Source organism: Arthrobacter sp. P4_F11, from assembly GCF_056401395.1.
The window spans coordinates 91,524-114,533 of the sequence record NZ_JBFUJK010000011.1 but is presented as its reverse complement, the minus strand read 5'-3'; the positions used below and the strand labels follow the sequence as shown (position 1 = coordinate 114,533).

16 protein-coding genes are annotated in these 23,010 nt (G+C 63.0%); 9 read left to right on the top strand and 7 right to left on the bottom strand.

What is annotated here, in order from left to right; genetic code table 11:
* Position 1: 1 nt before the first annotated feature.
* Complete coding sequence (locus AC1DRO_RS13610; protein WP_476951201.1) at positions 2-787, top strand: spermidine synthase; 786 nt, start codon at positions 2-4, stop codon at positions 785-787.
* Here the strand turns inward: AC1DRO_RS13610 and rsmD are convergent.
* The 4 genes from rsmD to thiL are packed head-to-tail and all read right to left on the bottom strand — an operon-like array spanning position 784 to position 5,870.
* Positions 784-1,398, bottom strand: a complete 615-nt coding sequence (gene rsmD / locus AC1DRO_RS13605) for a 16S rRNA (guanine(966)-N(2))-methyltransferase RsmD (protein WP_476951200.1) — start codon at positions 1,396-1,398, stop codon at positions 784-786. The two genes, AC1DRO_RS13610 and rsmD, sit on opposite strands and share 4 nt — an antisense overlap.
* 39 nt (positions 1,399-1,437) lie before the next feature.
* Positions 1,438-3,690 (bottom strand): ATP-dependent DNA helicase RecG, encoded by a 2,253-nt coding sequence (locus AC1DRO_RS13600; protein WP_476951199.1) that lies wholly within the window; start codon positions 3,688-3,690, stop codon positions 1,438-1,440.
* Positions 3,680-4,765 carry a DAK2 domain-containing protein gene (locus tag AC1DRO_RS13595; RefSeq protein ID WP_476951228.1) on the bottom strand — a complete coding sequence of 362 codons (1,086 nt, stop codon included), beginning with the start codon at positions 4,763-4,765 and terminating at the stop codon, positions 3,680-3,682. The genes AC1DRO_RS13600 and AC1DRO_RS13595 overlap by 11 nt, the downstream gene beginning before the upstream one ends.
* A gap of 22 nt (positions 4,766-4,787) precedes the next feature.
* Positions 4,788-5,870, bottom strand: a complete 1,083-nt coding sequence (thiL, locus tag AC1DRO_RS13590; protein WP_476951198.1) for a thiamine-phosphate kinase — start codon at positions 5,868-5,870, stop codon at positions 4,788-4,790.
* 60 nt (positions 5,871-5,930) lie between these two features.
* Between thiL and AC1DRO_RS13585 the strand changes: the two genes are divergently transcribed.
* Positions 5,931-6,512 carry a YdcF family protein gene (locus AC1DRO_RS13585; protein WP_476951197.1) on the top strand — a complete coding sequence of 194 codons (582 nt, stop codon included), beginning with the start codon at positions 5,931-5,933 and terminating at the stop codon, positions 6,510-6,512.
* A 52-nt stretch (positions 6,513-6,564) separates the two neighbouring features.
* Here the strand turns inward: AC1DRO_RS13585 and AC1DRO_RS13580 are convergent, their stop codons facing one another.
* Both AC1DRO_RS13580 and rfbB read right to left on the bottom strand, forming a co-directional pair.
* Positions 6,565-7,977, bottom strand: coding sequence for a sugar nucleotide-binding protein (locus AC1DRO_RS13580; protein WP_476951196.1), 1,413 nt, complete (start codon positions 7,975-7,977; stop codon positions 6,565-6,567).
* A 3-nt stretch (positions 7,978-7,980) separates the two neighbouring features.
* Complete coding sequence (gene rfbB / locus AC1DRO_RS13575) at positions 7,981-8,979, bottom strand: dTDP-glucose 4,6-dehydratase (RefSeq protein ID WP_476951195.1); 999 nt, start codon at positions 8,977-8,979, stop codon at positions 7,981-7,983.
* Positions 8,980-9,031: 52 nt separating this feature from the next.
* On the opposite strand from rfbB, the gene rfbA reads away from it, so the two are divergent.
* The 7 genes from rfbA (at position 9,032) to AC1DRO_RS13540 (ending at position 20,625) form a co-directional block, all read left to right on the top strand.
* On the top strand, positions 9,032-9,895 hold the full coding sequence (gene rfbA, locus AC1DRO_RS13570; protein WP_476951227.1) for a glucose-1-phosphate thymidylyltransferase RfbA: 864 nt from the start codon (positions 9,032-9,034) through the stop codon (positions 9,893-9,895).
* A 224-nt stretch (positions 9,896-10,119) separates the two neighbouring features.
* Positions 10,120-10,356 carry a hypothetical protein gene (locus tag AC1DRO_RS13565; RefSeq protein ID WP_476951194.1) on the top strand — a complete coding sequence of 79 codons (237 nt, stop codon included), beginning with the start codon at positions 10,120-10,122 and terminating at the stop codon, positions 10,354-10,356.
* 53 nt (positions 10,357-10,409) lie between these two features.
* On the top strand, positions 10,410-11,555 hold the full coding sequence (gene wecB / locus AC1DRO_RS13560) for a non-hydrolyzing UDP-N-acetylglucosamine 2-epimerase (protein ID WP_476951193.1): 1,146 nt from the start codon (positions 10,410-10,412) through the stop codon (positions 11,553-11,555).
* A 51-nt stretch (positions 11,556-11,606) separates the two neighbouring features.
* On the top strand, positions 11,607-13,427 hold the full coding sequence (locus AC1DRO_RS13555) for a TIGR03767 family metallophosphoesterase (protein ID WP_476951192.1): 1,821 nt from the start codon (positions 11,607-11,609) through the stop codon (positions 13,425-13,427).
* A gap of 268 nt (positions 13,428-13,695) precedes the next feature.
* Complete coding sequence (locus tag AC1DRO_RS13550) at positions 13,696-14,394, top strand: phosphocholine cytidylyltransferase family protein (RefSeq protein WP_476951191.1); 699 nt, start codon at positions 13,696-13,698, stop codon at positions 14,392-14,394.
* 163 nt (positions 14,395-14,557) lie between these two features.
* A complete protein-coding gene (locus AC1DRO_RS13545; protein ID WP_476951190.1) occupies positions 14,558-18,388 on the top strand; it encodes a CDP-glycerol glycerophosphotransferase family protein in 3,831 nt (1,276 codons plus the stop codon).
* A 386-nt stretch (positions 18,389-18,774) separates the two neighbouring features.
* Positions 18,775-20,625, top strand: a complete 1,851-nt coding sequence (locus AC1DRO_RS13540) for a fibronectin type III domain-containing protein (RefSeq protein ID WP_476951189.1) — start codon at positions 18,775-18,777, stop codon at positions 20,623-20,625.
* Between the two features lie 286 nt (positions 20,626-20,911).
* Here the strand turns inward: AC1DRO_RS13540 and AC1DRO_RS13535 are convergent, their stop codons facing one another.
* The gene (locus tag AC1DRO_RS13535; RefSeq protein ID WP_476951188.1) at positions 20,912-22,501 is read right to left on the bottom strand and encodes a glycosyltransferase; all 1,590 of its coding nucleotides are present in this window, start codon (positions 22,499-22,501) and stop codon (positions 20,912-20,914) included.
* Positions 22,502-23,010 lie beyond the last annotated feature (509 nt).

The window sequence follows — 23,010 nt, the reverse complement described above, 5'->3', positions numbered from 1 at the left end:
CATGGCCGGGCAGCAACCCGGGGCCTCGCGGTTCCTGCGGACCACCGGGCAGCACGCCGTGATCGAACCGGATCCCTTTACCGACGGCGGCTTCGTGCTGAGCATCGGCGGCGCCGAGCAGTCCCACGTCAACCTGGCCGACCCCGCGGACATCTTCTACGAATACCTGCGCAGGATCGGGCACGTGGTGGACCTCGCCGCCCCGTGGGGCGAGCCGATCACGGCGCTGCACCTGGGCGCCGGGGCCCTGACGCTGGCCCGCTACATCCAGGCCACCCGGCCCGGCTCGGTTCAGTACGCGGTGGAGCTGGAGCGGGAACTGCTGGACTTCGTGCTCGCTCAGCTGCCCCTGCCGGAGGGGACCGAACTGCACACGGTGATCGGCGATGCCCGCGACGCCCTCGCCGGGCTTCCGGCGGACCTGCGCTTCGACGTCCTGATCCTGGACATCTTCTCCGGGCCGGAGGCGCCGGAACACATCGCGTGTACCGGGTTCTACCAGGAGGCGGCGGCCCGGCTGACGCCGCGCGGCGTGTTGATCGTCAACGTGGGCGACGAACCCGGACTGACCCTGGTCCGGAGCCAGATCGCGGCCATGCGCCAGGCCATGGCCGACGTCTCGGCCTTCGCGGAGGCCGGAATGTTCACTGGCCGGTACCCCGGGAACATCATCCTGACCGGGACGCAGGGGCCGTGGCCGGAGGTCTGGACGGCGGCGCTCACGGCGCGCGGTCCGCATCCGGCCCGGCTGCTCGCCGGCGTCGATTTGGACGCGCTGGCCGGCTAGTCCCCTGCTTCCAGGTCCGCTGCTTCCACAGCGTCCAGGGCTTCCACGCCGGGCTCGGTGAACCACAGCCGGGTTTCGCCGTACTTCTTCTCGGCAAACCGTTCCATGCCCTGGGGCCATGCCGGCTCGGGGCTCCGGGACGAGCGTTCCACTACCACGACCGCTCCCTCGCCCAGGTGCGGCACGAGCTTGGCCAGCACGGCAGCGAGGGCCGGCTCGTCCAGGGGGTAGGGCGGGTCCAGGAACACCAGGTCCCAGATCGCGGAGTCGGCGGCCCGGTCGAGGAAGGATTCGACCTTGGAGCGGTGCACGGCGACGACCTTGCGGCCGGTGACGGTGTTGACAAGTTCGGCGTTCCGCTGGCAGACGGCGCTTGCCTTGGCGTCGAATTCGACCAGGTCCACGGAGTCCGCGCCGCGGCTGCCGCTCTCCACCCCCAGCGAGCCGGATCCCGCGTACAGGTCGAGCACGCGGGCGCCGGCGATGACGTTGAAGGCGTCCAGCCGGGAGAACAGGGCCTCCTTGACACGGTCGGTGGTGGGCCGTGTCAGGTTCCCGGGCACGCTGTTCAGCGTGCTGCCGCCGGCCGCACCGGCAATGATCCGGCTCATGCGCGGACCCCCGCGGACGTGTTTGCCTGGCTCGTGGTCCTAGCCGCGTTCAAGGAACGCCTCCTTCTCGGGGTTCAGGTATTCATCGATCGCGGCCGCAAGCCGGGGCTGGCCCGCCAGCGCGGGATCGGCGGCCACGATCCGCTGGGCGTCCTGCCGGGCCCGGGCGATCACGTCCTCGTGTTCGAGCACGCGCAGCAGTTTCAGCGTGGAGCGCCCGCCGGACTGCGAGGCGCCCAGGATGTCGCCCTCTCGGCGGAGCTTGAGGTCCTCCTGGGACAGTTCGAAGCCGTCGGTGGTGGCGGCGACGGCATCCAGGCGGCGCCGGCTCGGATGGCCCGGCTCCAGGGTGGTGACCAGCAGGCAGGTTCCGGGCAGCCCGCCGCGGCCCACCCGGCCGCGCAGCTGGTGGAGCTGGGAGATGCCAAATCGGTCAGCGTCCAGGATGACCATGAGCGTGGCGTTGTGGACGTCCACGCCGACTTCGATCACGGTGGTGGAGACCAGCAGCTTGGTCTGGTTGGCTGTGAAGGAGGCCATGGTCTCGGACTTCAGGACCGGGTCCTGCCTGCCGTGCAGCGGTGCCACAGCCACCCCGGCAAGGGCCGGTTCGTCCTGGAGGTGTTCCACGACGCCGGTGACCGAGGCGAGTTCCCGGGAACCGTTCTCGCCTTCGAGGTCCGCGGCGGACGGTTCGGCCTCGCCCGGGGTGAAGTCGCCGTCGTCGTCCGTGCCGATCTTGGGGCAAACGACGTAGACCTGGTGGCCGGCGTCGATCTCCTCCCGCGACCGGGACCAGATCCGGGTGGCCCACCCCGGGTGTTCCGCGAGCCCCACCACGTGGGTGGAGATGGGGGCGCGGCCGGCGGGCAGCTCATCGAGCACGGAGGTTTCGAGGTCGCCGAACACGGTCATGGCCACGGTCCGGGGAATCGGGGTGGCGGTCATGACCAGCAGGTGCGGCGGTTTGCTGGCCTTGGCCCGGAGGGCGTCGCGCTGCTCCACGCCGAAGCGGTGCTGTTCGTCCACCACGATCAGGCCAAGGTCGTAGAAGGAGACGTTGTCGCTGAGCAGGGCGTGGGTGCCGATCACGATTCCGGCCGTTCCGGAGGCGGCGTCGAGCATGGCCTGCTTCCGCGCCGCGGTGGGCATGGAGCCGGTGAGCAGGGTGACCTGGACGGCGTCCGGTCCGAACCCGCCGAGCATCCCGTCCCGGGAGAGCGGTCCGAGCGTGCGCCGGATGGATTCATAGTGCTGGGCGGCGAGGACTTCGGTGGGCGCCAGCAGGGCAGCCTGTCCCCCGGCGTCCACCACCTGCAGCATGGCGCGCAGCGCCACGATCGTCTTGCCGGAGCCCACCTCGCCCTGCAGCAGCCGGTTCATGGGCGAGTCCTGGGCGAGCTCGTCGGAGAGCGTCTTGCCGACGGCGGCCTGGCCGGCGGTCAGGGTAAACGGGAGCTGGCGGTCGAAGGCGGGCAGCAGCCCGTCCGGTGCCGGGCGGCGGGCCGTCGCTTCCTCGGCGGCGAGTTGGGCGCGGCGGCGGGCCAGGGCCGACTGGAGCACCAGGGCTTCCTGGTAGCGGAACCGGTCGCGGGCGCGCTGGTAGTCCGCCGGGGTTTGCGGGGCGTGGATCAGCCGGTAGGCGTCTGCGACCGGCAGGAACTTTTCCCGCGACGCGATCTCGGCGGGCAGCGGGTCGCCGAGCGTTTCCAGTTCCACGGTGTCCAGCAGTGTCGAGATGACCTTCTGGATGGACCAGCTGGTCAGTTTCGCCGTGGCCGGGTACACCGGGATCGGCATGGCGGCGAGCTTCTCGGGGTCGATGCCCGGCGTTTCGGGGTCCTCGTCCAGCAGCAGGAAATCCGGGTTGGTCAGGCCGAGGGATCCGGCGTAGCGCGTAACCTTGCCGGAAAACATGGCGCGCCGGCCCGGCTGCAGCTCGGCCTTGGCCCGGAACCCGTTGAAGAAGCTGACCTTGAGCGTGCCCGGCAGTGCGCCGGCGGCCCGCGTGGAAGCGGCACCGCCGGCGTCGTCGGAGACCACGACGTCGGTGAGGGAGCCGCGCCGGGCGCGCATGGGCCGGGTGCTGTTGGAGACCACCCGGGCGATCAGGGTCACTTCCTCGTCCAGCGGGACCTCGCTGATGGGAGTGAGCTCACCGCGGCTGAGGTAGCGGCGGGGAAAATAGTTCAGGAGCCCGCCGACAGTGGTGATGCCAAGGTGTTTTTCGATGACAGCCGCGGAGCGCTTGCCGATGCGGCGCTCCAGGCCCAGTTCAAGTTCAGCGTGCATGTCCGTCGGGGTTTCGGGTTTCGGCGGCACGCGCCGGGGCAGCAGGAGCAGCAGCAGCGACAACGGGTGCGGCGGCGGTGGCGGCAACTGTAGCGGCCGGTGCCTCCGGGTCGCGCGGGACTGCGAGTTCGCTCACGGAAATATCCGTGGGCTCGCCCAGGGAACGGATCAGCGCGACGGCGAGGTCCGCATCCAGGACGTGGACGTGGACACGCCAGCGGTAGCGCCCGGCGGCGTCAGCGCCGCCGCCAACCTGGCTCATGATCACCGAGTCGCCCATTTCGTCGAGCCGTTGGCGCATCATGGCGGCGTCCAGCGGGGACAGGGAAATGGTGCACATGACTTCGACACCTTCGTCGCGCGGCATGCCGACGTGGATATGCGGATCCTGGACGTCGTAGCCGTGCAGTCCGTCCAGCAGTTCGCTCTGGAGCTCCTCGCCCAGCACGGCGGAGCGGAGGCAGTCCAGGATCAGCAGCATGCCCACGCCGCCGGCGTCCACCACGTGGGCGGCCTGCAGGGCATCGAGCTGCTCCTCCGTGCGGACCACGGCGGCGAGGGCCGCCTCGACGGCGGCGTCCAGGGCCAGCCCCAGCGTCTGGTTGCTGTCATCGCCGTCGTGCGCGGAGTCCACGGCGGCCGCGGCCCGGGCGGCAGCCTCCATGACGGAGAGCATGGTGCCGGGCACTGGATCACTCAGCGCGGACCAGGCCCGGATCTGGGCCCGGTTCAGGGCCGCAGCCAGCAGAGGTGAGCTGATCCGGGTGTGCCCGGCCAGAGGTTCGGCGGCAGCGCAGAGGAAGACGGCGAACAGCGTTCCCGAGTTCCCGCGGGCCTGCTCCATGGCAACCTGGCCGGCCTGCGCCAGGACGGCGCCAACGTCATGCAGGGTTGGGTCCGGTGCCCCATCCGGGTGTCCCGGCACGGCGGCGTCCGCGGCGTGAGCCGCGGCGCGGACGGTCAGGTAGAGGTTGGTGCCGGTGTCGCCGTCGGCTACCGGAAAGATGTTGATGGCGTTCAGGCGGTCGCTGTGGTTGCCGAGCGTTGTTTCCGCCTTGCCCAACCACCGCTTCATCGCTTGCGCGTTGGCGGCAATCTTAGTCTGCAAAGTGATCCCATCCCACAGCGTCAGCGGGCCTGCCCGCGATCGTAACTCCCGTGCTTTCGGTTGGTGCAGGGGCCTCTACTGAGCCTATCGCAGTGAACCCGGGCGGGAGCGGAACCCCTGCCGGGAAAGTGGCGAGCAGCCCATGGTCTTCACCGCCGCCGAGAACCCAGGCCATCGGGTCGGCCCCCAACCGATCCGACGCCGGCAGCAGCGGGGCGGCCAGCTCCTTCAGGGCGGCGGCGTCCAGGTTCAGCACCGCGCGGCTGGCGGCCGCCATGCGGTTTCCGTCCCGGACCAGGCCGTCCGAGATGTCCATCATGGCGGACGCCCCCGCCTCACGGGCCAGCGGTCCGGCGGCGAGCGGCGGCTGCGGCCTGCACTGGGTGTCCAGGAGGGAACGCTGCCCGGCAGTCAGGGCGCCCACCGGGACGTCCGACTCCAGCAGCGCCAGCCCGGCGGCGGCCCGGCCTACCGTTCCCGCCAGGGCCACGGTGTCCCCCGGCCGGGCCCCGGAGCGCAGGACGGGCTCCTTGCCGTCAAGGGTCCCCAGGATCGCCACGCTGACCGCCAGTTCGCGGCCGCGGCCGAGGTCGCCGCCGGCCACCGCGCAGGCCGGAGCCCCCAGCCCCCTGATGCCGGCCACGAGGCCGTCCGCGAAATCCTCCACCCAGGAGACGAGGGTCTCCGGCGGCATGGTCAGGCTCACCACAACGGATGTGGCCCGGGCGCCCATGGCGTTGATGTCGCTGAGGTTTTGCGCCGCGGCCTTCCAGCCGACGTCGTACCCGGTGGTCCGGTAGCCGTTGTTCCATTCGAGCCGGAAATCCTGGTCCGCCACCTGGGTGTCGATGCTCACCACGGTCCGTCCGTCCGGTGCGGCGACAATCGCGGCGTCGTCCCCCGGCCCCAGCAGCAAGTACGACGCCGCCGCCGGGGCGCCATCGGGCTGCGGGATCGTCAGCCGCGGGAAGATGCGCCCCAGCAGCTGGGACTCCGAGAGACGGGCAACGGTCAGTGCGACGTCCGCGGGCACGGCGTCGGAGACAGGAGTTTCAGGCACAGTTTCAGGCACAGCCCTACGCTACCGCGAGGCCCGACACCTGTTTGGCGAGAGCGACGTAAACTCTTAGCCGTGCCTTCTTCCGTCGCCGCTGTGAATACAGCCACCCGCAGGGTGGTCGCCTTCGCCGTCGGGGGCATCTTGCTCTGGCTGCTCATTGCGGTTCAACTGTTCGTCAACGTGGATCCGCTCAGCGTGCGCCGGACGGACGCCATCATCATGCTGGGCGGCGCGGCCACCGAACGCCTGCCAGTGGCCCGCCAGATCCAGGCCGAATTTCACATCCCTGTCCTGGTAATCTCGCACACGGACACGTTCGGCAACCGTGCTGCGGATGAGGCGTGCAATGCAGCAGTCTTTCCGAACCCGTCTGTCATCTGTTTCAGGCCCCCCAACCTGGACACTCGTGGAGAAGCGCGGGCCGTCTCCCGTCTGATCGAGGCCAACGGCTGGAAGTCCGTCACCGTAGTGACCTCCAGCTACCACGTCACCCGTGCGGGCCGCCTGATCGGGCAGTGCACGACGGCGGACGTACAGATGGTCGCCTCGCATCCGGACCTGGATCTGGGCCAGTGGATCCGACGCTTCGTCATCGAAACGGGCGGCCTGATCGATGTGTCGCTGCGGCCGGAATGCGCCACGGACCGCAACTGATCCGACGCTCCCGACCCGCGGACGGACTGGGCCTGGTCCGGCACAGCCGCCCTCATAGCTCGTCGCTGAACTCGCGGAGCCTCTCGTGCGCCGGCGCGGGGTGGAAGCCCGCGGCGGTGATCCGGGTCAGATCCAGCACGCTGCTCTCCGGCCGGGGTGAAAATGTTTTTCCGCGGAAATATTCGGCGGTGGTGACCCCGGTGACGGCGTCCCGGGGATTTCCCTGCAGTTCGTACACATCGGCCGCGATGTCTGCCCAAGACTGCGGTTCCCCTGTGTTGCTGAGGTTGTAGGTGCCGTAGGGGGCGCCCGTCTCGAGCAGGTGCCGGATTCCCGCGGCGATGTCCTGGGTGAAGCTCAGGCGCCCAATCTGATCGTTGACCACCGACACTTCGATGCCGCGGGCAGCGAGGGAGGCCATGGTGCGGACAAAGTTGTTGCCGTCGCCAATGACCCAGCTGGTGCGCACAATGTAGTGGCGGGGCACCACGCTGACGACGGCGTCGCCCGCGGCTTTGGTCTGGCCGTAGACGCCGAGCGGCGCCACCGGCTCCGATTCATCGTGCGTGGCGCGCGTGCCGTCGAAGACATAGTCCGAGGACACGTGCACCAGGGTGAGGTCGTGTTCGACGGCGGTGCGGGCCAGCCGCGCCACGGCCGTGACGTTGACTGCCCAGGCGGCCGCGCGGCCCTCGGCCGACTCGGCGGCATCCACGGCGGTGTAGGCCGCGGCGTTGATGATCGTGGAGTAGTTCTTCCAGTTCCGTACGGCGAAGGCGTCCTCGCTGCCGAGGTCAAACTCGTCCCGGCCGGCAAACTCAACGGACGGGTCGCCGTCGTACTGCCGGCGCAGCGCCTTGCCGAGCTGGCCGTTGGCGCCGACCACGAGGACCTTCTTCGGCGGCATCGGCGTGACGTCCGCCAGGCGCGGGTGCGCCTTGTCCTTGTCCGAGAGCTCGGCCTGGCCCAGCGGCACCGGCCAGCCGATGGCCGCGGTCTCGTCGGCGAGGTTCAGGAACGTGTACTGGCCCTGGGCGTCGGCGGACCAGTGGTCGTTGACGAGGTAGGTGTAGGCGGTGTTGTCCTCCAGCGTCTGGAAGGCGTTCCCCACCCCGCGGGGAATGAAGATGGCCTGGCTGGGGTCCATCTCGGCGGTGAACACGGCGCCGAAGGTCGGGCCTTCGCGCAGGTCCACCCAGGCGCCGAAAATCCTGCCGGTGGCCACCGAGATGAACTTGTCCCACGGCTCGGCATGGATGCCGCGGGTGGTGCCGGCGGATTCGTTGAACGAGATGTTGTTCTGCACCGGACGGAAGTCGGGCAGGCCAAGCGCCACCATCTTTTCCCGCTGCCAGTTCTCCTTGAACCAGCCCCGGTTGTCACCGTGGACCGGAAGGTCGTAGAGGACGACGCCGGGGATCGGGGTTTCGTGCGCTGAGAGCTTCTTCGAGAACTCGATCGACATAATCTACTGGCCTTGTTCCTTGTACTTCGCTTCCGTGGCCGCCTTCTGGGGCCGCCACCAGTCCTCGTTGTTCCGGTACCAGGCGATGGTGTCATCGATGCCGGCCTCGAAGTTGGAGAACTGCGGCGCCCAGCCGAGTTCGTCGCGAAGCTTGGAGGAATCGATGGCGTACCGCAGGTCGTGGCCGGGCCGGTCCACCACGTGATCGTACGCGTCCGGCACCTCCCCCATGTGCTTGAGGATCAGCTCGACGACGTCCTTGTTGTTTTTCTCGCCGTCGGCGCCGATCAGGTAGGTCTCCCCGATCCGGCCCCCGGCGATGATCGCCAGGACAGCGGACGAGTGGTCGTTGGCGTGGATCCAGTCGCGGACGTTCTCGCCCTTGCCGTACAGCTTGGGGCGGATGCCGTCGATCACGTTGGTGATCTGGCGCGGGATGAATTTCTCCACGTGCTGGTACGGGCCGTAGTTGTTGGAGCAGTTGCTGATGGTCGCCTGCAGGCCGAAGGACCGCACCCAGGCTCGGACCAGCAGGTCCGAGCCCGCTTTGGTGGAGGAATACGGGCTGGAGGGGTTGTAGGGCGTGCTCTCGGTGAACCGCTCCGGGTCATCGAGCTCGAGGTCGCCGTAGACCTCGTCGGTGGAGATGTGGTGGAAACGCTTGTTGTGCTTCCGCGCGGCCTCGATCAGGGTGTAGGTCCCGATGATGTTGGTGTCCAGGAACGGGCGGGGATCGTGCAGCGAGTTGTCGTTGTGGGATTCCGCCGCGTAGTGAACCACGACGTCGGCCTGCGCCACCAGGACATCAACCACCGCGGCGTCGCAGATGTCTCCCTGCACGAACCGGAAGCGCTCTTCCGGCAGGCCTTTAAGTGACTCCAGGTTTCCCGCGTAACTGAGCTTGTCCAGCACCGTGACATGGCCGTCGGTGTTTTCCATTACATAGTGGACAAAGTTCGAGCCGATGAAGCCGGCGCCACCCGTGACGAGAAGTCGCTGCATGACTCAGACCCTACCGGTTGCGGTTGCTTGGATAAACATAAAGGATGTGCCCATGCGCGGAATCATTCTTGCCGGGGGAACCGGTTCACGGCTGCATCCCATTACGTTTGGCATCAGCAAACAACTGGTCCCGGTTTATGACAAACCGATGATCTACTATCCGCTGTCCACCCTCATCCTGGCCGGAATCAGGGACATCTTGATTATCACGGCCCCGCAGGATACCGACCCGTTCCGCCGTCTGCTGGGGGACGGCTCGCAGTTTGGGGTTTCCATCACCTACAAAGTCCAGCCGTCCCCGGACGGGCTCGCCCAGGCCTTCATCCTGGGCCAGGAACATGTCGGCAACGATTCGGTGGCCCTTGTCCTCGGTGACAACATCTTCTATGGCCCCGGAATGGGAACCCAACTCGGGCAATACACAGACGTTGACGGAGGCTCAGTTTTTGGTTATTGGGTGCAGAATCCGGGGGCTTACGGCGTCGTTGAGTTCGACGGTTCCGGCCGCGTGCTGACGCTGGAAGAGAAGCCCCCGACGCCAAAGAGCAACTACGCGGTCCCCGGCCTTTACTTTTACGACAATGACGTCGTCGGCATTGCCCGCGAACTGAAACCCTCTCCCCGCGGCGAACTCGAAATCACGGATGTGAATAAGGCGTATCTGGCCTTGGATAAGCTTCACGTCGAGATCCTCCCTCGCGGCACAGCCTGGCTGGACACAGGGACGTTCGACGATCTCAACGACGCATCAAATTTCGTCCGCACGGTCCAGAAACGCCAAGGGTTGATCATCGGTGCACCGGAGGAAATCTCGTGGCGCTTGGGCTTCCTCTCTGATGACGAACTGCGGGCCAGGGCCGAGCCCCTCTTGAAGAGCGGCTACGGTTCCTACTTATTGGGCCTGCTCGAGTCGTAGCCCGCATGGTTCATGAGTGGAGCACAGGTTCCGGCCGACCCGAATGCAGATTCAGCACGCGGGGATGTAAGAATTGAGACTGGCCCGGTAGACGTCGTCGACCAAGCCGGCGACTTTACGAGCGAGGAGGACTGACGTTGAAGGATGACGCCGAGCAAAGTCCCCCGCTAGTTGCAGCCCCGCGGCACTTGCGCCGGCGCCGCCTGCACGGCGACATTCCCGATATGCTCTTGGTCCCAGACGCCGAGCCCCTACCGCTGCCAGCCGCCCGCGCACCGCGTGAACCGAAGACGCAGGAGCAAGAAAGCGATCGGCCAGCGCCGGCCAAGCGGGCCGCCGACCTGGACCACGACGACGAGGAAATGGCTTACCGCCGCAAGCGTCTGACGGCTCTGCTTGCCGTCGTATTCGTCGTAGTCAGCGTCCCGGCCCTCATCATCGCCTTGCTGCTGCTGGGTTGACGCGGCCCTGCCAGCTTTTACCCACCTCAACCAACTCTTCTGGGGGATAGTCCATGCACACCATCATGCCAATCTTCGGGACCAGACCGGAGGCCATCAAGATGGCCCCGATCGTCAGTGCTCTGCACGAGGCCCCACACTTCCGCTGCATCGTGACGGTCACAGGGCAGCACCGCGAGATGCTGGACCAGGTCAACGAACTGTTCGGCATTGTTCCGGACCATGACCTCAACATCCTGCAGCAGGGGCAGTCCCTGTCCGCCATTATGACGCGCACCATCGACGGCCTGGAGACACTCTTTGCCGAGTCGAGGCCGGACGCCGTCGTCGTCCAGGGCGACACCACGACGTCCACGGCCGCCGCCATCGCAGCGTTCTACCACGGCATCCCCGTGGTGCACGTCGAGGCCGGGCTCCGCAGCGGAGACCTGCTCTCGCCCTTTCCGGAAGAAGCCAACCGCAAGATCACCAGCCAGATCGTGCGGCTGCATTTGGCTCCCACCTCCACCAGCAGGGAAAACCTGCTGAGGGAAGGCGTCAGCCCGGAGGACATCGTCGTGACCGGCAACACGGTGATTGACGCCCTTCTGGCCACGGTGGACAAGCGGCTCCCCTTCACGGACCCCAGACTGGAAGAGCTGGCAACCAGCGGCCGCCGAATCCTGCTGGTTACCACGCACCGTCGCGAAAACCAGGGCGAATCCATGCGCAGCGTGGGACGGGCGTTGGCCCGGATCGCCGACGCCGAGCCGGATCTCGTGATTGTCCTGCCCGCCCACAAGAACCCGGTGGTTCGCGAGGCCGTGCTGCCGTCGCTGGACGGCAAACCCAACGTGCTGGTCACTGAACCGCTGGCCTATGGCGAGTTCACCCGCCTGCTGTCCGCTGCCCACGTGGTGTTGACGGATTCGGGCGGAGTCCAGGAGGAAGCCCCTAGCCTGGGCAAGCCTGTCCTGGTGATGCGGGAAAACACCGAGCGGCCCGAGGCGGTAGTCGCGGGGACGGTGCTGCTGATCGGCACCGACGAAGAGCGGATTGTTGCCGAAGTGAACCGCCTGCTGCACGATTCCGCGCACTTTGCTGCAATGGCAAACGCCGTCAATCCGTACGGGGACGGTAAGGCCGCCGCGCGCACGGTCGCAGCGATCGAAGAACTGGTAGGCGTAGGGACCCGGATTCGCGAATTCGACGGCGCATAGGCGCTGGTAGAATTCACTGACGATCTGGTCCGGTCCAAAGCCAGCCCTAAGTTGAGTGAAGACCTCATTTTGAGCAGCGCAGAGCAGGGCAAGATGCAATTATCACGACGTGACGCAATTCGCTGGGCAACAAGTGCCGCGATAGGGGCCACTGTTCTGGGACTGTCCGAGTCCACGGGCTTGTTGGTGCCTGGCGCCCCGGGCGCCAGGCCGGCGCAGCTTGACCTAGATTCAACGCTGACAACTTTGGACGCCTCAGTCACTTTCGGACCCCTGCGCGAGCAGCGTCTGCCGTACCGCCGGCTCGCACGCGGGCCGGCTATTCAGACAGTCGTACGGGAAGAGTTATCGACCCGGAACAGCACCTCGAACACCCAACGCACAGCTCTGGCGTCTTTCGGCCATTTGACCGACACCCATGTGCTCGACGCAGCCAATCCGGGTCGGCTGACGTTTCTTTGGCAGTACTATGACTTCTCGGATGAATTTCCCAGTTCAACGAGATTTCGGCCACAAGATCTTTTTACCGTCCACGTATTGGACGCCACAATTCGGAAACTTAACGCCGTCCGACGCGGCCCCATTTGTGAACGACCCCTGGACTGTCTGGTGGCTACAGGCGACCTTACCAACGCTTATGCGGTCAGTGAACTGGCGGCAGCGATCGGTGTGTTCAAAGGCCTTGAGGTTTCCTCGCACCCGGGCGGCGGCTACCAGGGAGTCCAGGACGATGGCCCGGCCCCCTTGCAGCTGTCCAAGAGCATCTGGCATCCCGAACCCGAAACTTCATTGATACCCCCGGACGACTGGAAAACGCTTCATGGTTACCCCACGGTTCCCGGGCTCCTCGCAGCTGCAGTCAAGCCGGTAGCAGCGGAAGGGGCAAATGTCCCATGGCACATCGGCTTCGGCAATCACGATGAATCAGGACGGTCGTTCCTGTCGCCAAAGGACGAATTCGTCGACACTGTCCGAGTCAGCAGCCGGCTTCCGATCCGGCTGCCTCATGGCATGGACACCTCGGACTTCTGGAAAATAGTCGACGGCGCAAGTGACAGCGAACGCAGGAACCTCATAAAGTCGATGCCTTCCCGGCCGGTGCGCGCGTCCACGCTTCGCCGTCCGTTCAGCAAGGCGGAGTTTTTTGATGCCTTGCCGGCGGATGCCGCCCAGACCCGGTCCGCCCCTGGCCGAAGCTCCAGTGAGGCGCCTTACTACACATTCGAGATCTCACCAGATGTTATGGGTATCATGCTGAACACCGCGAGACCCAATGGGAGCATCAAAGCCGAGCTGGACGCGCCCCAGGCGGAGTGGCTGGAAGATCAACTTCGGCATGTATCCCAGAAGTTCTACAGTGCAAAGGGCAAACTCACCAAGTCTGATGCCAAAGATCGCCTTGTAATCTTGTTCAGCCATCATCCGTTGTCCTCCTTTGAGAAGGATGAGCGCTCCTCCACCAGCGGACCGCAGCCGTTGAACCGTTCCGCTGTCGTAGAGCTCATCTCCCGTTTTCCCAACGTGGTCGCCTGGATGAACGGCCATATACATAGGCACAGGATTACCCCTCACAAGTCGCAATACGAAACCGGCGGATTCTGGGAAATCACGACCGCGTCCCTCATCGACTATCCGCAACAATCAAGGATCATTGAACTCTTGGACAACGGCGACGGGACACTGTCGATCGCGGGCACGTTGATCGACCATTCAGCACCAGAGTCGGTCACGCATGAAGGAACCCAGACTGCCCCGTCCCTGGCGGCGCTGAGCCTCGAACTCTCCGGCAACCGCCCAGGACTTGACCGCGAGAGAATGCTGGGACAGGACATCGACCAAAACGTCGAGTTGATATTGCGGAAACCTTTTTAGCGCCGGCACCCGCACCCGCCGGCCAGCCGACCGGGATGCGGACTTCAAAGCCCGCGTTGCCGACCCGGCCGACGCGGGCACCAACTGAAAGTTAACGCACCGCCAACATTCGGTAACGAGCGTCATTGGGCGTCCCGTGACTGAACCCTTATGCTTGGACGCGGGGGAAGCGCCCTCTGGCCCGTGCATACGGTTCCGGGGCGATCTCTAGCGATGCAATGGCTCGCCGCTCCCGCCACCCGGATCGCTCTAGAAGAGGAAAAGACACATGAAAGTTCAGGCCGTAATCCTTGCAGCCGGAATGGGTACGCGGCTGGCGCGCCCACACCCGAAGCCCATGACAGAGCTTAGTGACGGACGCACCATCATGCACCAGCAGGTCCACAACCTGCAGAAAGCATTCGGCAAGGGGCTCCGCCTCACTATTGCTGTCGGCTTCAAGCTCGAAATGATCCTCGAACACGTGCCGAACGCGTCGTTTGTGTACAACGAGAACTTTGACCAGACCAACACTTCCAAGAGCCTCCTGAAGGCAATCCGGAATTCGGCCAAGGGCGGCGTTCTGTGGATGAACGGCGACGTCGTGTTTGACCCCGACATTCTTCAGATGCTGGCGCCCTACATCAAGCGCGATGAGTCTTTCATTACCGTTGATGTGTCTTCGGTTTCCGATGAAGAAGTCAAGTACATCACCGACGCAGACGGCAACATTTTGGAGCTCTCCAAGACAGTGCCAGCCAACGTTGCCCAGGGCGAGGCTGTTGGAATTAACTACGTCAGCTCGAAGGACAAGAAGAAGTTCCTGAAGCGGCTTATCGAAGTCGACGACCAGGACTACTTCGAGGGCGCCATTGAACTGACCATCAAGCAGGACGACGTCAAGTGGACCCCGGTGGACATCAGCGAGTTCTACGCCGTTGAGGTTGACTTCCCGGACGACTTGGTCCGGGCAAACGCCAGCATCTGAACCCGTTGATCTAACCACCCTTCGCATCGAAGGTGCCGCGAGACCGACCTGAGCCGTGTGGCTGGCATCTCCAGCCACACGGCGGGTAGAGAATGACCGACCCCCTCCCCCAAGAACTGTCACTGCTGGAAAACGCACTGCTGGAAAACGCAACGGAGATGCAATGAGTACCTGGGAAGCTGCGTTTGCTGCCGCCCGCCAGTTTGAGATCAACGACGATTGGCCGGCCGCGCTCGAAGGATACCGCGACCTGTATCACAACGGGCACGGTGGAGACAGTGCTGTCGTCTTCCACTACAGCGTTGCCCAGCTGCAGCTCGGCGCCCTGCAAGAGGCCCACGCGCTCCTCGCAGAGGCCGTCTCCATGGAGCCAGCCAACGACGACTGGCGGGAACGCCTCACGCTTCTGCGGAGCAACCCGGGGGTAACTGTCGTCGACGTGAAATCCAGCCCGGATCTGGCACCGCCCAAGTCGGGAGCACCCGAACGAACTGAGGAAGCCAACGGCAACCCGGCGGTCCCCCTACCGGACAGTACGGCAGTTGATCACTCGGCTCTCGCAGCCGAACATAAACGTTCCGGTCACCGCTGGCTGGAGATCCAAGCGCTGGAGGCCGGACTCGAACTGCACGGCGCAAGCGCAGCATGGCACATTCGGCTCGGCGAGGCGCGCGAGGCCATGAACCGGTACGAGCAAGCAGCCGAAGCCTATGCCGCGGCCAACCGTCTGGACCCGAGTGCGGCGGAGATTCACTTCAAGGAGGGATCCTGCAGACAACGCGGAGGGAATCCCGAGGCGGCGAACGCTCCGTTTGCCAAGGCGGCGGCAATGGACGAGAAGCTCAATGCAGCCTCGTTCGGTGTGGGCGTTTTTTACCAGCAGTTCGGAGCCTGGACTGAGGCCTCCCTTGCATATACCCGCGAACTTAGCAGTCAGCCCCACAATGCGACGCTTGCATACCGGGCGGCACACGCGCTCGAAAGGTGTTACGAATGGGAGGCGTCGGCGGAAATGTACCGTCGGGCAACGGCCATGAGTCCCAACGAGACTTCGTGGCACTTTCGGCGTGGCTTCGTGTATGAACGCCTGGAGCGTTGGGCTGATGCTGCGGACGCGTATGCATTTGGCCTCGCGTCAAGTTCGAAACCGTCCGCCTACTGGGCCTACCGGCGCGGGTTCGTGCTCGAACGCTTGGAACGGTATGAAGAGGCTTGCGCGGCTCATTGGCTGGGTGGGCCTGCGCCCGTTGACAGCATCGCGGCTTCAAACGGTGCTGCATCAACAGCGTCAGACTACGCTGAAAAATACGTTGACGACGCACTCCAAGCTGCTCTAAGAAATCCGGCGCCGCAAGCGAGCATGGAAGTGGCCGACAAAGCGTTCTCTCTGGGTCTCTATAGCCAGGCGGCGGATGCGTATCAAGCAGCCATAGATCGCAGCAACGAAATCCGTTCGGGCTGGTTTTACCGGCTGGGCCAGTCCCTGACGCTCACTCACGAGTTCAAGTCGGCGGCGGCAAGCTTCCGTATGGGCAGAGTGTTCGATCACGCCCATGGGGTGGACACAACGGGCTACCGCAAAGACAAAGCCCTTCTCGACGTCATGTACTACACATCCTGGCGGGAAAGTCTGCCGCTAAGGGAAAACGTTGTTCTTTACGAGAGCTTCCACGGCGAGTCCATCAGCTGCAACCCCTTGGCGATCTTCGAAGAACTAATACGACGCCGGGAATTTGATGGCTACCTCCACGTGTGGGTCGCCAATGACAAGACCTTTATCCCGCACAGCGTAAACACGCACCCAAACGTGGCCATAATCAGGCGCAACACTGCCGGATACAGGCGCCACCTTGCCACAGCAAAATACCTGATTAACAACGTCACGTTCCCGGCTTACTTCGCCGCACGGCCCGGACAGCAATACCTGAACACCTGGCACGGCACGCCTTTGAAAACCCTCGGCAAAGACATCGGAACTGGCTTTCTAGAGCACAAGAACGTGGCCCGCAACTTCCTGCACGCCACCCACCTCATAGCCGCGAATCAATTTACCGCTGACGTCCTGACGCGGCGCTACGATGTGGACACCATAATGTCCGGGCGCGTTGCGGTTACCGGCTACCMGCGAGTCGACCGAACACTCAACGCCTCGGTGCCAGCGCGCATCGGCTTGCGGCGGGCGCTCGGAATCCCCGCATCCGATATGCGGCCGGTGGTCCTTTACGCCCCCACATGGCGCGGAGGTTTGAGCACGACACATTTCGATATGGAGCGGCTGACCTCCGATCTCACAACGCTCGCAAACCTGGATTGCAACGTAGTTTTTCGGGCGCACCACAGGACACAGGAGCTTCTGGCCGGAGCAGACCTGAGCGTAACTATAGTTCCCGATAGCATCGAGACGAATGAACTCCTCGCGGCCGTAGACCTACTGATCACTGACTATTCGAGCATTGTTTTTGACTTCCTGCCCACCGGGAAACCCGTGGCGTTGTACACCTACGACCTCGATGAGTATCAGAACGAACGGGGCCTGTACATAGATCCGAGCTCAATAGGCATCCCCACAGCGAACACCATCGACGAACTTGTCAAGATCGTTGCTGAGCAGCTAGCCAATGATGATCAAACTAACCTCCACGCGGACCTGGTCGAGGAGTATTGCCCGCAAGAAGACGGAAGGGCATCCGCACGCGTTGTGGACTTCTTCTTCTTCGGCGATGATACGCATATATTGACGAGTTACGCCCCGGCGAAAAAGTCACTCCTTTTCCATCACAGTTTTATTCCAAACGGAATCACGTCGTCCCTGCTCAACCTTCTGAACTACATCGACCCTGAGGAATACGACGTTACGGTGGTGGTACCGGTAGACGACACTGCAGCGCATCCGGAGAGAGTTGAACAATTCGAAAAAGTCCCTCCCCATGTAAGGGTCATAGGAAGGGTCGGGCGTCAGCTTTTTACGCCCGAGGAGAAATGGGTTGTGGACCGTCTTAATAAACACCGCACTTTGGCGAATGATTCGCAGATGAAAATTTATCGACGAACGTTTGCTCGGGAATTCACGAGAATATTTGGACCGCACAAATTTGATTCTGTAATTGAATTTGAGGGATATTCCACATTCTGGACTGCGCTTATGAGCTCGGCTCCCAAACCTTCGCGGCGGATTGCATTTTTGCACAATGATATGAGAAGCGAATGGCTGGGGCGCTTCCCGCACCTTGAATCGATTTTCCGCATTTACCCCTCCTTTGATGCCCTCGTCTCCGTCTCTGAGGTCATAAGCGAAGAAAACCGCGACCACCTGGGTTCATTTTTGGCTCTGCCTGACCATAAATTCGTGCATGCTGTGAACCAAATTAACCCGACCAAGACACTCGAGTTGGCCGACGAGGATTTGGACCAAGACTTGCTTGATTGGTTCTCACCCGACTTCAGAACCTTCATCACCATGGGACGAATGTCGCCGGAAAAAGATCATGAGAAGTTAATCCGCGCTTTTCATGAATTCCGGAAGACGGACCCGACCGGTCGCCTGGTGGTCCTTGGGGATGGACCACTCAGGCAATCTCTCGAAATGCTGATAGCTGATCTTGATCTTTCAGCGAACGTCTTGTTGGCTGGCCTGCGAAACAACCCTTTCCCGGCTCTTGCCCGCGCGGATTGCTTCGTGCTGTCCTCAAACCATGAGGGTCAGCCCATGGTGCTCCTGGAAGCCCTCACGCTCAAGAAGCCCATAGTGTCCACGGACATCATCGGGGCGAGGTACGTTCTTCAAGACGGATACGGGCTACTTGTTGAGAATTCAGTGGAGGGCGTCCACAAAGGCCTGCAACAGTACGTTGAGGGCCGTGTACCCAGGCGAGTCTTCAATATTTCGAAATATCAGCAGATGGCGCACGCCCAGTTCGTGCAGTCTGCGCTCCCCGGCGAATCCGACAACGCCGCTATTCCCGGTAGCGCCCGTTCCGCTCTCTCATCTTCGTAGTGCCTCGCATTCGATAGCTGATGGCCATCGCTGGACCATCATGGTCCCCACACCATAGCCGAGGAACAAACACATCCGACCAATCGGAAACTCCTGCCGATGGTACCCATTAAAAGCAAGATCCTGCCGATTTACCGGGAAAATCCTGCCGATTTACCGGGAAGATCCTGCCGATCGTACCCATTATCGGGTTGTAGGATTAGGGACTGTCTGAGCCGCTGTGGTACTGGCGGCTGACCGGCAACAACCTGCCCAGAACATCCGCCGCGGGGGCGAAGGGTGTCCTGCACAAAAAAATACGCTTCTATGGAAGGTCTCAGATGTTGACGCGTTTGCGCACAGGAAGACGCACGGGATCGGGCGCTGCAGCGATTCTCCTGACACTAATGCTTGTTTTCGGCATGGGAACACCGAGTGCCATCGCCGCTACGGCACCTCCGACCGGGCTGAAGACCACGTCGCAGACCACGTCCACTTACTTGAGCATGTCCTGGAACCCGGTGACCGGCGCGGTCGGATATCGGCTCATGTATTCGACCGCGTCGGATATGAGTGCGCCGTTCTACCGCAACATCGCGTCCGGCACCACCGGTGGCTACGGGGGCTTGACGCCGTCAACCACCTACTACGTGAAGATCAAGGCCTTGGACTCAGCCGGCGCAGACCTCACCGCATATTCAGCGGCCGTGATGGCCAAAACCCTCCCGCCCGCGCCCGCCCCCCCGACCGGCCTCAAAGCGATTTCCCAGACCTCCAGCTACTTGACCATGGGTTGGAACGCTGTTTCCGGCGCGGTTGGTTACCGGCTCATGTATTCAACCGCGTCAGACATGGGGGCTCCTTTTTATCGAAATGTCGCGTCAGGTCTCACCGCAGGCTACGGGGGGTTGAAGCCGTCAACGACCTACTACGTCAAGATCAAAGCCTTGAACGCAGCTGGAGCGGACCTCACCGCATATTCAGCCGCTGTGACGGCGAAAACCCTGGTGGCCGCGCCCGCTCCCCCGGCAGGACTGAAGTCCACGGTCCAAAGCACTACGACCTTGACTTTCGCCTGGGGAGTCGTTGCCAACGCCCCCCAGTATCGGCTGGCATGGAGCAGTAGGGCTGACATGGGTTCGCCGGGCTACCTGACCACCTCAGGCCCGTCAGGCGAGGTTCGTGGCTTGTCACCCGCAACGCCGTATTATGCGCAGGTCCGTGCGCTCTCAGCAACCGGATCCGCTATCACGTCATACTCGGCCGTGGTGAAGGCAACAACGGCAGCAGTGCCCGTGATGCCGGCAATCGCTCATCCCCTGTCCGTTGCGACGTACAACATTCACTGCGAAAAATGTCATGACGGCATGCCGGAGGAAAAGACTTGGGCGGACCGGCGGGGCGGCATAGTGCAGAACATCGTCGCCAAAATGCCGGACGTCCTTGGCGTTCAGGAGGCGTCACAGTCATGGATTGATGGCGACACCAGACCGGGCGGTTATACGCAATTTGAAGATCTCCGAGATCGGCTCACAGCCGCGGGCGGAGCTTACAAACTTATCAACGCGAACCGAAACAACTGTGTGGACTCAACGCGTCCGACGAACTGCGTCTACGCCGACAGAGGCGCATCTGGCGGAACGAAGATTTTCTATAATTCCAAGACGGTCAAGCCGATCCGGTCAGGTTCCACGGAGCTCCCTGGAGCCACGGGAGGTGACGGCGCGCGTTACGTAGCATGGGCTGAGGTGGTGCAAATTCCCACAGGCAAGCACGTGTTCTTTGCCGACACTCATCTGGAGACCGGAAAGGACGCTGCGTCCAACACCCTGCGCAAGCAGCAGGCCCAGACCGTTACGGACACCATTAGGACCCAAAACCCTAACGGCCTGCCGGTTGTTCTTGTCGGCGATATGAACTCAAACAAGTGGACGGACCCTTCCAACGGCCCCTACGACGTTGTCACGAGCACGGGGCTCGTCGATCCCTTGGGCAACACTTATAAGAGCTGGTACCCAAGTGGCGCAGCGACCGCCGAAATGGTTGTCAACCGGCGCGTCAACAGCTGGAACGGATTTGAACGAGCGGCCAGACAGGGCGCGGCCGGAACCAGCGGTTCATACATCGATTACATCTTCACGTCAAAAATGAGGGTCTCGTACTACGAAAACGTTGCCAAAATCGACGCACTGGGAAACTATGTGGGGACGATTCCCTCGGATCACAACATGCAGTTTGCGACCGTCGGTCTGCCTTAGCCTTGAAGGTTTAGGGTGTAGCAGCAAATCACGCAGAAGCCCGGCTGGGTATACCAGTCGGGCTTTTGCGTTGCCGGCAATAAACTTCCTGGGCGAAGTGATGTGGACATGGCCAGGAATGACGCAATGGATCTGCCGGCGATTTGGGGACTGCGCCGCAGTATGCGGCGGCCCTCAATGCAGTTATGCAGGACTCAGGCACGTTTAACTGCAGCGCAGAACCGCGGGGCGGACTCCGAGGCGATGATCCTCTTTGCGGAGCTCGTTCGTCTTTATACCTTCATGGTCATAGAGAACCGCTGTGGCCCAGCGGTTCTCTATCATCCGTAGGACGGCCTGACACGGTGGACATCCAGCCCTGTCTCCAGGTATCAGGCCCGAAGCGCCTTGCTGTGGAGGCCGCCCCCGCGCGCAAGGACGCCCTCAATGCAGGATTCTGCAGATACTCGATCATCGAATTCGCGAGTGCTTCGATATCGCCATGCGGGACCAGCAGTCCGTTGTGACCATGCTGGACAATATCCCGCGGGCCGTAGACGACGTCGTACGAAATCACCGGAGTGCCGCAGGCGAAACTCTCCGTAAGCACCAGTCCGAATCCCTCATAACGGGACGTCAGGACCGAACAGTCAGCTGTGGCAAATTGATTGAGGGGCTCAGTGGTGTGGCCTTCGAGGGTGACTATACCGTCAAGCTTGCACTCGGAGATGACTTTTCGAAGAGCTGCCTCAGCGGACCCGATTCCGAAAATCTTGTATCTGGCTTCCGGGAATGCGCTATGCACCTTAGCGAAGGCCCTTATGGCGTGGTCAACTTGCTTGTCGTCAGTAAGTCGGGCGACGGTAACGAAGGTCTGCTCCACCCGGTTCAGGGTGCGCTGCAAAGCGGCCCCCTGATCCAATGGAGCCGCGTGCGGGACAACCGTCGTTCGCTCTGGGGGGCAACCGGTGTCCTTGATGAAGTCGCGCCGCTGTGTATCAGTGAAAAAGACGAACAGTCCAACGTTGTCGATGAACTCTACGTGGTGCTTCATCCATTGCTTCAAGCCGTCGGCATTGTCCCGATTGTTCTTGTAGTGCGTGGTATGGATTGAAGCCACATGAAAGACGCCCGGAGAGGCGATTGCCAGCGCGAAGCTAGTCCGGGGCTCGTCGCTGAAGACAACCGCCGGCCCGAATTCGTCCAGCTTCTCGGCCAGCCAGGCGCTGTTGGCCCAGCGCATATCGTTGTGGAGTACAGGGTCCCCGGACGTGTGCTCGACGGTTCGGTATTCATATCCGCCCGGGTTGACCCACGTTGAAATATACGCGCATTCGTCCACTCCAACGTAGGTCCTAAAGCGGACATTTCCTTCGTCGTCAAAATAGTCCCGCTTTGCAATGGCTCCGCCCGGCCAGCCCGTATCACGGTAGATCCGGAGCCAAGGCCGGTCGTCGTCGTGTCTATCGACATGGCGCAGCTCCCCGTTAGCCGCTCTGCCGACCAGACCAACGAACGCACCCGAAGCGAAATATCGTCGAAGGCTCCAAGAGGCCGCGTTTTCAGATACCGACTGGAATGCTGGGCTCGACTCCCACTCTGGATGCTCAAATACCATTCTTTGGCGTGACTCGCGGGTACGGCGACGGAGATCCTGATGGAAGCTGACGAGTTCGGCATGCGCAGGAAGCGACCCGTCCCTCTTCAGTTCGTCGAAGAGCTCTTCAACGTCCGACTGAAAGGCCACGGTGACAAGGATCGCGCGCCTTCCCTCGGAGACTGCACGGAAGCGGTCAAATACAGCTCTGGTCAGGCCTCCACGATTCCTGCCCAAGCTGTCGAGGACCTGGACGATCACTGTGTCGCTCGGGCCTACGTCTTCACTCCAACTTGTCATAAGCGCCATCTTATTCTGCGATGAAGGTATTCCAGTGATCGGCTCAGCTGCGCTCCCGCGCCAGGCAACGGGCGACCCAAGGAGGCGGACTGCAAACGCGCGGACGCCCCAAGGACGCATTGCTCGCTCAGCGAGCCCTCGGCATCGCTCCACCGATCCGCAGTTGGTCCTCATTGACTATCGGGGCGGCTGCCGCCTGACTCTGAATGAGGGCCACGTGATCGGGCGTCGAGAAGATCGCTGCACTCCGCGCCCTGTCCACGTTTAAGGCCCAAGGTTTTCCCATGCTGCCCTCCCTACAGTCTGTCTTGCCAGGGGGAATTGCAGCAGGGGGGCTAAAATGGAACGTTCGGCGACAGGCCGGAAGCAGGGCAGGAACGTCCGCCACGGGTTCTGGGGGCCGCCCTCCGACCGGGCCTTAGACTCCGGCAGAAATTCAGGTCCCAACTCTGAAATTCTGCCGGCAACGCCGGCGGTGATACATGCGTCGTTCCGTCTGCCGCGGCCTG

What these genes read in the sequence shown, in the direction of transcription:
- AC1DRO_RS13610 (WP_476951201.1), top strand. Translation starts at nt 2, where the DNA reads ATGGCCGGGCAGCAACCCGGGGCCTCGCGGTTCCTGCGGACCACCGGG.
- rsmD (WP_476951200.1), bottom strand. Translation starts at nt 1,398, where the DNA reads ATGAGCCGGATCATTGCCGGTGCGGCCGGCGGCAGCACGCTGAACAGC.
- AC1DRO_RS13600 (WP_476951199.1), bottom strand. Translation starts at nt 3,690, where the DNA reads ATGCACGCTGAACTTGAACTGGGCCTGGAGCGCCGCATCGGCAAGCGC.
- AC1DRO_RS13595 (WP_476951228.1), bottom strand. Translation starts at nt 4,765, where the DNA reads ATGAAGCGGTGGTTGGGCAAGGCGGAAACAACGCTCGGCAACCACAGC.
- AC1DRO_RS13580 (WP_476951196.1), bottom strand. Translation starts at nt 7,977, where the DNA reads ATGTCGATCGAGTTCTCGAAGAAGCTCTCAGCGCACGAAACCCCGATC.
- rfbB (WP_476951195.1), bottom strand. Translation starts at nt 8,979, where the DNA reads ATGCAGCGACTTCTCGTCACGGGTGGCGCCGGCTTCATCGGCTCGAAC.
- rfbA (WP_476951227.1), top strand. Translation starts at nt 9,032, where the DNA reads ATGCGCGGAATCATTCTTGCCGGGGGAACCGGTTCACGGCTGCATCCC.
- AC1DRO_RS13565 (WP_476951194.1), top strand. Translation starts at nt 10,120, where the DNA reads ATGCTCTTGGTCCCAGACGCCGAGCCCCTACCGCTGCCAGCCGCCCGC.
- wecB (WP_476951193.1), top strand. Translation starts at nt 10,410, where the DNA reads ATGCACACCATCATGCCAATCTTCGGGACCAGACCGGAGGCCATCAAG.
- AC1DRO_RS13550 (WP_476951191.1), top strand. Translation starts at nt 13,696, where the DNA reads ATGAAAGTTCAGGCCGTAATCCTTGCAGCCGGAATGGGTACGCGGCTG.
- AC1DRO_RS13540 (WP_476951189.1), top strand. Translation starts at nt 18,775, where the DNA reads ATGCTTGTTTTCGGCATGGGAACACCGAGTGCCATCGCCGCTACGGCA.
- AC1DRO_RS13535 (WP_476951188.1), bottom strand. Translation starts at nt 22,501, where the DNA reads ATGACAAGTTGGAGTGAAGACGTAGGCCCGAGCGACACAGTGATCGTC.